Below are 9557 nucleotides of genomic sequence, written 5' to 3' on the forward strand. Positions count from 1 at the left end.
CCCGCCGTTGGAGACACCAACACACCCCCCAGCACAGGGAGAAGGCGCTTCTGGGTGTGTGGGGGGGGTGGGTAAGGGCCTTTTCCCCTCCGCGACACCCCCCCCCAGACCGTCAGCACAATCCAGCTTCGGGGTGCCCCACGCCACCCCAGGTGCAATGTCGCCCCCCAGGGCGACGAGCACCCCGCAAGGGTGCCCCCCACCACTCCACCGAGCATCCCGCCGCACATCCGGCAATACTCGAACCCGTGACCAGCCCGAACCTCCACTTCCTAGGCCACGCGACCACCCGCGTGGAACTAGCCGGTCAGGTCGCCCTCACCGACCCAGTCCTCACCCGCTGGATCGGCCCCCTCACCCGCGTGGTCCCCAAACCCGACGTCACCGCCTGGACCGCGGTAGACGTCGTCCTCATCTCCCACCTCCACGGCGACCACCTCCACCTCCCCTCCCTGAAACTCCTGGGCAAAGCCACGAGAATCGTCGTCCCCCGAGGCGCCGCCCGATGGCTGGCCAAACAAGGCTTCACCGCGGTGGAAGAAATCTCCCCCGGCCAAACCCTCACCTCCGGCCCGCTCAAGATCACCGCCACCGAAGCCGTCCACTCCGGCCACCGCTGGGGCCCCCGCCTCACCCACGGCCCGCAAAGCCCTGCCCTGGGCCACCTCCTGGAAGCCGACAACCACCGGATCTACTCAGCAGGCGACACCGACCTCTTCCCCGGCATGGCCGACCTGGGCCCGGTCGACGTGGCCCTCCTCCCGGTCTGGGGCTGGGGCCCCAACCTCGGCCCCGGCCACCTCACGCCGGAACGAGCCGCCGAAGCCGCCGCCCTGCTGCAGGCCCGCACGGCGGTCCCGGTCCACTGGGGCACCCTCGCCGTCCCCGGCATCCACCGCACCGCCAAAATGCGCCAGCTCCTGGTGGAGCCCCCGCGCACCTTCGCGCACCACGTCCGCTGCAGGGGCCTGGACACCGAGGTCCTGCACACCCGCCCCGGCTCCGACGTCCTGCTCCCCGCCCGGGAGGAGCGCGGGTGAATTGGACAGACCCGTCAGCGATCGGCTACCCGGCGCTGTTCGGCGGAGTACTGCTCGGCTCCGTCATCCCGATCGTCCCGACCGGCGCGGTCGTGGGCGCGGCGGCCGCCGTCGCGATGACCACCGACCACCTCTCCCTCCCGCTGGTGATCCTGCTGGCCGTAGCGGGCTCGTACCTCGGCGACGTGATCACCTTCGCCGTCCCGAGATTCGGCAGTGAACCTCTCCTGCGCTTCGTCGAGCGTCGGCAGCAAGCCGAACGCCTGGCGAAAGGCCGCGAACAGTTCGCGAGACGCGGCTGGCAGCTGGTGGTGATCGGCCGCCTGGTGCCCGCCGGACGCATCCCGGTCCTGCTCGCCGCGGGCACCCTCGGCTACCCCTGGCGCAAGTTCCTGCCGTCGGGCCTGCTGGCCTGCGTCCTCTGGGCGGTGGCCTACGCGCTGCTGGGCATCCTCAGCGGCGGCATCTTCGACTCACCGCTCGTCGCGACGCTGCTCGCCACCGTCCTGGTGCTGCTAGTGACCGTGCTGACCACGCTGATCTCCAAGAAACGGGCGGCCAACCAGACGGGAGGGCACCGATGACGACCCCTGCTCCAGCGAAGGGCCGGTTGCTGCGCGGCGGCCGGGTCGTCGCGCGGGTCCTGCTGGTCTGGGTGGCGGTTACCGGCGCGCTGCGGCTGCTCGACGCGTGGCTCGACGGGTTCACGATGCAGTCGTGGTGGCAGCCGACGGTGTGCGCGCTGATCCTCGGTCTGCTGGTCTCGGTGGTGTGGCCGCTCGTGGTGCGGGTGGCGTGGCCGATCGCGTACTTCACCCTCGGCGTCGGCACCTACATTCTGCTCAGCGCCGCGGCCTTGGCGATCCTGCAGGCCGTGCCCGGCGTTGAGCTGCACGGTTTCTCGACAGCGGTTGTCATCACCGTCGCGATGTCCGCCGTGGGTGCGGTGATCTCCAGCGTGCTGGCCGTCGACGAGGACGAGATCTTCTTCCGTCGGGCCGCCCGCCGCCGGCGGAAAGCCAAGCACCGCACCGATTTCGCCGACCAGCCGCCCGGTGTCGTCTTCCTGCAGATCGACGGACTCGGTTATGACACCGTCCGCCGCGCCGTGCGGGACGGCGACATGCCAACCTTCGCCAACTGGCTGTCCGAGGGCACGCATTCGCTCACCCGCTGGCACACCGACTGGAGTTCGCAGACCGGCGCGAGCGTCTGCGGGATCCTGCACGGTTCGAACCACGACATTCTCGGTTTCCGCTGGTACGAGAAGGATCGCGACCACGTCATGGCGTGCGCGCATCCGGCCGACGCGGCCGAGATCGAACGGCGGCACAGCGACGGACGCGGGCTGCTGTCGATCGGCGGCGCGAGCCACGGCAACCTGTTCTCCGGCGACGCCCCGCACGTCAGCCTGACCATGAGTTCGGTGCCGGTCCTCACCCCGCGCAAACGCCGGCGGGGGCAGGTCGGCGCTGGGTATCGCGCCTACTTCGCCAACCCGATCAACGCGTTGCGGACCTTCGGGGTCGCGCTCGCCGACGTCGTCCGGGAGCTGTCCGCGGCGGCCAAGCAGCGACGTGCTGGCGTGCTGCCGCGGATCCCGCGCGGCGGTCTCTACCCGCTTGCCCGCCCCGGCACCACGGTGATCGCGCGCGACGTCGTGGTGTCCGCGATCATCGGCGACATGCTCGCCGGGCGGCCAGTGGTGTACGCGGATTTCCTCGGCTACGACGAGGTCGCGCACCACTCCGGCATCGAACGGTTCGACACGCTGGAGGTGCTGCGGTCGATCGACCAGCAGTTCGCGCGGCTGTTGCGAGCCGGGCGGCTTTCCCCGCGGAAGTACCACATCGTCGGGCTTTCGGACCACGGGCAAACCCAGGGCCAGGCGTTCGTCGACCGGTTCGGCGAGACCATCGAGGCGCTCATCGGACGGCTCTGCGGCGGTGAACCCGTTGCCGAACAAGGAAAGCGCAGGCAGGCGGAAAGCTGGCAGGTCAACGCCGCACTCGCCGAGGCGAGCGCGAGCGGCGGCCTGATCGCCCGTCGGTTGCGGGCCCGCGTCGAAGGCGCGGAAGGAGCCGACGACCGGCCACGCACCGCGACCGGCTCGCCGGGCCAGGTCACGCGGGTGGCACCCGGGGTCGTCGCGGTGGTATCCGGGCATCTGGCGATGGTGTCGTTCACCGAACACGAGGGCCGGGTCGAACTGGAGACGATCGAACGCGAGTACCCGGACCTGCTGCCGACGCTGGTCGACCACGACGGCGTCGGGTTCATTCTGGTCCGCAGCCGCGAATTCGGTCCGGTGGTGCTCGGCCGCGACGGGTTGAAGCGGCTGGCCACCGGTGTCGTGATCGGTGAGGACCCGCTGGCCGGCTACGGCCCGTACGCCGCCGAACTGGTCCAGCGCGTCGACAGTTTCCCGCACTGCGCGGACATCATGATCAACAGCCGCTATGACCCGGACTCCGACCAGTCCTCGCCGTTCGAACGGCACGTCGGCTCGCACGGCGGGCTCGGCGGACCTCAGCAACGCGGCTTCCTGCTGTATCCGCGAGAATTCCCGGCACCGGGCGAACCCGTCGGCGCGGAAGCCGTGCACCGGGTGTTCCGCGACTGGCTCACCTTCCTCGGCCACCCGGAACCCGGTGCGGCCGAGGACAAACCCGCTGTCGTCCCTTCGGAGGTAGTGTCATGAGCAACCCGATCGTCTACGGCGCGAGCTGGTGCCCGGACGTCAAACGCAGCCGCGCGCTGCTCGACGCGAAAGGCGTCGAGTACGACTACGTGGACGTCGAGGCCGACCCCGCCGCCGAAGCCCGCGTGCGCCAGCTGCAGGACGGCGCTCGCCGCATCCCGACCATCGTCTTCGCGGACGGCAGCCACCTCGTGGAGCCGAGCGACGACGAGCTGAACACCCACCTGTCGCGGTGACTCCGCTGACCGAACTCCCGCTGGGCATGCGGGTTGTCGTGCGGTACCGAATCGAGGGCGGGTTCACTGACGCACTCGGTTCCTTGCGCGCCCGCGACGGTGAGACCTGCACTGTCGAGACCAAACGTGGCCTGGTGGTCGTGCCGTTGGCCGCGGTGGTCGCTGCGAAACCGGTGCCACCGCCTCCGCAGCGGAAATCGAGTGGCCCGCCCGAGCCGGATTTGTGACGATCGACAGATGCGCACCTTCGACGAGTTGGTAGACGAGGCCGCAGCAGTCTCCGTGGACGGCTGGGATTTCTCCTGGCTCGACGGCCGGGCCAGCGAGCAGCGGCCGTCCTGGGGCTATCAGCGGTTGCTCGGCGAACGGCTGCGGGACGTCCAGTCCGTTGTGGACATCCAGACCGGCGGGGGCGAGGTGCTGGCGGGAGTGCCAGTCCTGCCGCCGTTGACGGTCGCCACCGAATCGTGGCCGCCGAACATCGAGAAGGCCGCTAAGTTGCTCGAACCGCGCGGGGCGACCGTGGTCGCGGACACCGACGAGCCGCCGCTTCCGTTTCAGGACAACACGTTTGAACTGGTCGTCAGCAGGCATCCGGTCACCGTCTGGTGGGACGAGATCGCGCGAGTGCTCCAGCCTGGTAGCAGCTATCTGTCGCAGCAGGTCGGGCCGTGGAGTGTGTTCGAGCTGGTCGAGTACTTCCTCGGGCCGCAACCGCCGGAGGTGCGCAACAGCCGCCACCCGGACCGCGCGAAGGCCGAGGCGGAGCAGGCCGGGCTTGAGGTGGTGGACCTGCGGTTTGAAGAACTGCGCACTGAGTTCCACGACATCGGCGCGGTGATTTACTTCCTGCGCAAGGTGATCTGGATGGTGCCGGGGTTCACTGTGGACGAATATCTGCCGCGGTTGCGCGAGCTGCACGAGGAACTGCGGAAGGGACCGTTCGTGGCGACGACTACTCGGTACCTGATCGAGGCGCGCAAGCCCTCGTGAGCGGCAATGCCGGTTCTAACCGGCATAAACACTCACGACACCCTGCCGACCGCCGCCTGGATCCCGTCCGCCAGCACCGCCACCCCAGCCTCAAAGCTCAGCCGCGCCTCATGCTCCAAATAGGACACCCCGGCAGGCGGCGGTGCACCTTCCTCGCCCAGCCGCGCGACGTTCGGATACCGCTGTGCCAGATCCGGGGCCAGCTCGCCGAGCGCCGATGTCCGCGCCCGCCACCAGTCCTGATCGGACAGTCCGGTTTCCTTCACCGCCAACCGCGATTCGGCGGCGATCTGCACCGCCCCGCGCACGACGTTGAGCAGCGCACCCACCAGCCGTCGCACCTGACCGGCGGGCAGGCCGGTGGCGAACAGCACCCGCAGCATCGTTTCCTGCATCCGGAACTCGCCCGGCCCCAGCACCGGCCGCGCATAGGACACCTGCAGCAGCCACGGGTGCCGCAGATGGAAATCCCACAGGTCACCGGCCAGCTCAAGCAAAGCGGGACGCCAGCCGCCGGACAGGTCGTGGTCGTCGCGCAGCTCGCCGAACACCTGGTCGCACATCAAGTCGATCAGCTCGGTCTTGCTCGGCACGTACGTGTACAGCGCCATCGCCGTGCGCTCGAGCCGTTCCCCGACCGCGCGCATCGACAACGCCGGCATGCCCTCGGCGTCCGCGAGTTCGATCGCCGCGGCCACGATGAGGTCGACGCTCAGCGCGGGTTTCGGCCCCGGCGCGCTGCGCGGTTCGGCGCCCGCGCGCCACAGCAGCTCCATCGAACGGCGGGCGTCGCCCTGCCCCGCGAACACGACCACCGGCGACCCCTTTCCCCTTACAGGATAAAGGACCGCCGGGGCCGCTGGCTCAGCCGTCCACCTCGATCGCGAGCGCCGGGCAGAGCTGCGCCGCCTCCTTCGCTCGGGCGTGCAGTTCCTCGGGCGGGTTTTCCTGCAGCAGCAGCACGATCCCGTCGTCGTCGCGCTGGTCGAACACCTCGCGCGCGACGAGCACGCACTGCCCGGCCCCGACGCACCGGGACTGGTCGACGACCACCTTCATCTCGCGACTCCTTTCACCAGGTCACGGGGAGTTCGTGCACCCCGTAGACAACCATGTCGTGCTTGAAGTTCAGTTCGTCCAGCGGCTTCGCCAGCCGCAGCGTCGGGATCCGCCGGTACAGCGTCCGGTACACCACTTGCAGTTCGACCCGGGCAAGCGGCTGGCCGAGGCACTGGTGCACGCCGTAGCCGAACGCGACGTGATGGCGCGCCTTGCGGGTGACGTCGAGCTTGTCCGGCTCGGGGAACTGCGTCTCGTCGCGGTTGGCGATGTCCGTGGCCGCAACGAGGCCTTCGCCCTCGCGCACGGTCTGCCCGCCGATCTCCAGGTCCTCGAGCGCGACGCGGCGGCGTCCGGAGTGGACGATCGTCAGGTACCGCAGCAGCTCTTCGACCGCATTGGCCAGCAAGGCGTCGTCGCCGTCGCGGACCGCGGCGAGCTGGTCCGGGTTCTCCAGCAACGCCACCGTGCCGAGCGCGATCATGTTCGCCGTGGTCTCGTGCCCGGCGACGAGCAGCAGCTGCCCCATCGACGCCGCTTCTTCGACGGTCATCGCGCCGGTGGCGACCGGTCCGGTCGCGAGCCTGCTGAACACGTCGTCCGCCGGATCGTCGATCTTCTTCTCGACCAGCCGTCCAAGATAGCCTTGCAGCTCTTCCGCCGCGGCGAGCGACTGTTCGGCGGTGGCCTCCCGCGAGACCAGGATCTTGCTGCAGCGGTGGAAGAAATCGCGGTCGTCGTACGGCACGCCGAGAAGCTCACAGATCACCAGCGACGGCACCGGCAGCGCGAACGCCTGCACGAGGTCGGCGGGTTTCGGACCGGCCAGCATCTCGTCGAGCAGTTCGTCGACGATCTGCTGGATCCGCGGCCGCATCCGCTGGACCTTCTTCACCATGAAATCGCCGGTGAGCAGCCTGCGCTGGGCGGCGTGCTCCGGGTCGTCCATGCCGATGAAGGATTTGAACCGGCTGCGCCGCGCCTTGATCCCGGGCGTCTGCGGCGGATAGCCGGCGCGGTCGGGATCGGCGCTCACGCGCGGGTCGGCGAGCAGCGCGCGGACGTCTTCGTAGCGGGTGAACAGCCACGGTTCGCTGCCGTCCCAGATCCGCACGCGCGACACCGGCTCGTCGCGCAGTTTGCGGTCGAGCGCGGGCGGCGGATCGAACGGACAGCGCCCCCGGGCCATCGGGAACTGCTCTACGGGCCGGACCTCGGCCATCACAGCCTCCTGGAGAAGTCGCCAAACGATCGTTCGGATACTTACCGAACACATGTTAGGCGACTTGGTGAACGATTGCCCAGACCCGGGTCCAAAGATCACCGGGATGGCCGGGGACGAGGGGCCGAAATCGGGCGAAAACGCCCGTGGCTCAAGCGAAAATGAGCGACAGCAGCTCGTCGGCGAAGCTCACCACGGCGTCCTCGTTCGGCTGCTTTCCAGACGAATGGAACAGCGCGACGCGGCCGTGCGCGCCGACGAACGCGATCACGCCGGCCCGGTCGGCGGGCACCCGGAGCGCGGCCCCGGACTCGGCGCAGCGGGCGAACGCGGCGGTGATCCGGTCGACGAGATCGATCGTCGGGCCGTGCGGCCGGACATCCGGCGACGTGCGGCTGGACCCGTTGGCGGTCATCAGGCGGTAGTGGCCGGGGTTGTCCATCGCGAACCGGCAGTACGCGTGCAGCAACGCGCGGACCCGGCCCACCGGATCGCCGGCGGGCACCCGCGACTCGGCCGCCTCCATCGCGAGCCGCAACCGGCCGAACTCGTGCTCGACGAGTCCGGCGACGAGCGCCGCCCGGTCGCTGAAATGCTGGTAGATGCTGGCCGGGGCGATGCCGACGGCCCGGGCGACGCCGCGGATGGTGAGCGCGTCCTCGCCGTCGAGTTCCGACAGGAGCCTGCTGGCCGCGGCGAGGATGTCCCCGCGCAGCCGTTCGCCCTCGCCCCAGCGATTGCGCGTGCGGGCCTGGACTTCTTCGGACACCTGCCCATTGTTACCGCTCGCGTTGCCCCCGTCCGCTCCGGCCCGCCGCGGATGTCGATCGTTTCGTCGCCCGTCAGCCATCCGAGGTTCACCAACTGGGCGCGGGCGATCGATAGCGTTCGCCGGTGGACGATCAGGGGTGGCTGGACGACTTCCAGCGGCGGATTGACGAGATGCAGGCGAAAAGCCTTGCCCTGCAGGAAACTTTGAGCACCGCGGAGGGCCGCGCCCGCTCCGCCGACGGGCTGGTGACAGTTTCGGTCGCCCCGAACGGCGCGCTCAAGAACCTGGAGATCGACGACCGCGCCCTGCGGCACGGCGGCGCCCGGCTCACCGCCTCGATCATGGACGCCTACGGGAAAGCGCAGCGCCAGGTGTCGCGTGACGTGATCGACGCGTTCGAGCCGATCGCCGGCGACAGCGAGATGATGAACGTGGTCAAGTCGTATCTGCCGGAGCCCGAGGAAGAGCGGGAGCCGGAGCCCCCGGCTGAACCGCCGCGCGCCGAACCGCCCGCCCGGTACGCGGGACCTCCTCCCGGCAGCACGACGCCGCCGGGCAGCGCGGCTTACGGACGCCCGATGCCCCCGCCGGGCGGAGCCACGCACAGTCGTCCGCCGATGCCGCCTCCCGGCACCACCCCGCCGCCTCCAGCCGCGCCCGAGCCGCCGCGGCCGACGTCCGGTCCGCACCGCCGACGCGCCGCGGGCGAGGACGACGACGAAATGCAGCCGTGGTGAGCAGGGTGTCAACCCGTCGTTAGTGGTGGGAAATCACCATTTACCGGACCGTACGAAAGTGGGGTCACATTCCGGGAGCTTCTGCCTACTTTGGGTAGGGCGCGCGCAAACCCGGCAATCTCCCCAACTCCCCCAGGAGCTTTCTATGTCTAGGAAGTTCGTGCTGTCCGGCGCGATCGCGCTCGCTGTGGCCGCCGCGCCGCTCGCGGGCGGCGTAGCGGTCGCTGCCCCGGCCCCGGCCGCCGCGGCGACCACCACGGTCTACTACTCGACGTCGGGCGCGCCGTCGTTCCGGGCCGCGATCAACGCGGGCGCGGCGAACTGGAACCGCGCGGTGACCAACGTGAAGCTGGTCGAACGCTCGTCCGGGGCGTCGCTGCGGTACGTCGAGGGCAACGACCCGCGCGGGTCGTACGCGCAGACCGACGGCCACGGCTCGGGCACTATTTTCATCGACTACACCCAGGCCCGCCAGTACGACAACACGCGGATCACCGCGCACGAGACCGGCCACGCTCTCGGCCTGCCGGACCACTACTCGGGCCCGTGCTCCGAACTGATGTCGGGCGGCGGCCCCGGCCCGTCCTGCCACAACGCCAACCCGAACTCCCAGGAAGCGTCCCGGGTGCAGCGGCTGTGGGCGAACGGCCTTCGCGTGACGGCCGGTCCGGAGCAGCGGATTTACGAGAACATGCCAGTCGGCTGAGACCGATGGGCGAGGGGGGGGGGGGGGGGGGGGAGGGGGGGGCGCGCCCTGTCTCTCGTGGCGGTCTCGGCGGGAAACGTCCATCGCCTCT

Annotated in this window: 12 protein-coding genes; 8 read left to right on the forward strand and 4 right to left on the reverse strand. The window is 69.9% G+C overall.

Going from position 1 to position 9557, the window contains the following annotated elements:
- Positions 1-248 precede the first annotated feature (248 nt).
- From ACZ63D_RS35110 to ACZ63D_RS35135, 6 genes are read left to right on the forward strand one after another with little or no spacing between them, the layout of a single operon-like run.
- The gene (locus tag ACZ63D_RS35110; RefSeq protein WP_465358635.1) at positions 249-1040 is read left to right on the forward strand and encodes an MBL fold metallo-hydrolase; all 792 of its coding nucleotides are present in this window, start codon (positions 249-251) and stop codon (positions 1038-1040) included.
- Positions 1037-1624 carry a DedA family protein gene (locus ACZ63D_RS35115; RefSeq protein ID WP_465358636.1) on the forward strand — a complete coding sequence of 196 codons (588 nt, stop codon included), beginning with the start codon at positions 1037-1039 and terminating at the stop codon, positions 1622-1624. Before ACZ63D_RS35110 ends, ACZ63D_RS35115 begins: the two co-directional genes overlap by 4 nt.
- Positions 1621-3741, forward strand: coding sequence for a phage holin family protein (locus ACZ63D_RS35120; RefSeq protein WP_465358637.1), 2121 nt, complete (start codon positions 1621-1623; stop codon positions 3739-3741). The genes ACZ63D_RS35115 and ACZ63D_RS35120 overlap by 4 nt, the downstream gene beginning before the upstream one ends.
- Complete coding sequence (locus tag ACZ63D_RS35125; RefSeq protein ID WP_465358638.1) at positions 3738-3977, forward strand: glutaredoxin family protein; 240 nt, start codon at positions 3738-3740, stop codon at positions 3975-3977. The genes ACZ63D_RS35120 and ACZ63D_RS35125 overlap by 4 nt, the downstream gene beginning before the upstream one ends.
- Positions 3974-4204: a putative acetyltransferase gene (locus ACZ63D_RS35130; RefSeq protein ID WP_465358639.1), complete on the forward strand. Its 231-nt coding sequence runs from the start codon at positions 3974-3976 to the stop codon at positions 4202-4204. The genes ACZ63D_RS35125 and ACZ63D_RS35130 overlap by 4 nt, the downstream gene beginning before the upstream one ends.
- Before the next feature lie 10 nt (positions 4205-4214).
- The gene (locus ACZ63D_RS35135; RefSeq protein ID WP_465358640.1) at positions 4215-4970 is read left to right on the forward strand and encodes a methyltransferase domain-containing protein; all 756 of its coding nucleotides are present in this window, start codon (positions 4215-4217) and stop codon (positions 4968-4970) included.
- Between the two features lie 32 nt (positions 4971-5002).
- Here the strand turns inward: ACZ63D_RS35135 and ACZ63D_RS35140 are convergent, their stop codons facing one another.
- From ACZ63D_RS35140 to ACZ63D_RS35155, 4 genes are all read right to left on the reverse strand, one after another.
- Entirely contained in the window at positions 5003-5785 is a 783-nt protein-coding gene (locus ACZ63D_RS35140) for a TetR/AcrR family transcriptional regulator (protein WP_465358641.1), read from the reverse strand.
- Positions 5786-5834: 49 nt separating this feature from the next.
- Positions 5835-6029: a ferredoxin gene (locus ACZ63D_RS35145; RefSeq protein WP_465358642.1), complete on the reverse strand. Its 195-nt coding sequence runs from the start codon at positions 6027-6029 to the stop codon at positions 5835-5837.
- Positions 6030-6042: 13 nt separating this feature from the next.
- Positions 6043-7251, reverse strand: a complete 1209-nt coding sequence (locus ACZ63D_RS35150; protein WP_465358643.1) for a cytochrome P450 — start codon at positions 7249-7251, stop codon at positions 6043-6045.
- Positions 7252-7402: 151 nt separating this feature from the next.
- Entirely contained in the window at positions 7403-8020 is a 618-nt protein-coding gene (locus ACZ63D_RS35155; protein WP_465358644.1) for a TetR/AcrR family transcriptional regulator, read from the reverse strand.
- A gap of 125 nt (positions 8021-8145) precedes the next feature.
- On the opposite strand from ACZ63D_RS35155, the gene ACZ63D_RS35160 reads away from it, so the two are divergent.
- On the forward strand, positions 8146-8760 hold the full coding sequence (locus ACZ63D_RS35160) for a YbaB/EbfC family nucleoid-associated protein (protein ID WP_465358645.1): 615 nt from the start codon (positions 8146-8148) through the stop codon (positions 8758-8760).
- 145 nt (positions 8761-8905) lie between these two features.
- Positions 8906-9466, forward strand: coding sequence for a snapalysin family zinc-dependent metalloprotease (locus tag ACZ63D_RS35165; RefSeq protein WP_465358646.1), 561 nt, complete (start codon positions 8906-8908; stop codon positions 9464-9466).
- Positions 9467-9557: the final 91 nt, after the last annotated feature.

This window comes from Amycolatopsis sp. NPDC104775 (assembly GCF_055583325.1).

Bases quoted from the DNA above. Each gene is read 5' to 3' on its own strand.
- ACZ63D_RS35120 (WP_465358637.1), top strand. From the start codon at position 1,621: ATGACGACCCCTGCTCCAGCGAAGGGCCGGTTGCTGCGCGGCGGCCGG.
- ACZ63D_RS35125 (WP_465358638.1), top strand. From the start codon at position 3,738: ATGAGCAACCCGATCGTCTACGGCGCGAGCTGGTGCCCGGACGTCAAA.
- ACZ63D_RS35135 (WP_465358640.1), top strand. From the start codon at position 4,215: ATGCGCACCTTCGACGAGTTGGTAGACGAGGCCGCAGCAGTCTCCGTG.
- ACZ63D_RS35145 (WP_465358642.1), bottom strand. From the start codon at position 6,029: ATGAAGGTGGTCGTCGACCAGTCCCGGTGCGTCGGGGCCGGGCAGTGC.
- ACZ63D_RS35150 (WP_465358643.1), bottom strand. From the start codon at position 7,251: ATGGCCGAGGTCCGGCCCGTAGAGCAGTTCCCGATGGCCCGGGGGCGC.
- ACZ63D_RS35165 (WP_465358646.1), top strand. From the start codon at position 8,906: ATGTCTAGGAAGTTCGTGCTGTCCGGCGCGATCGCGCTCGCTGTGGCC.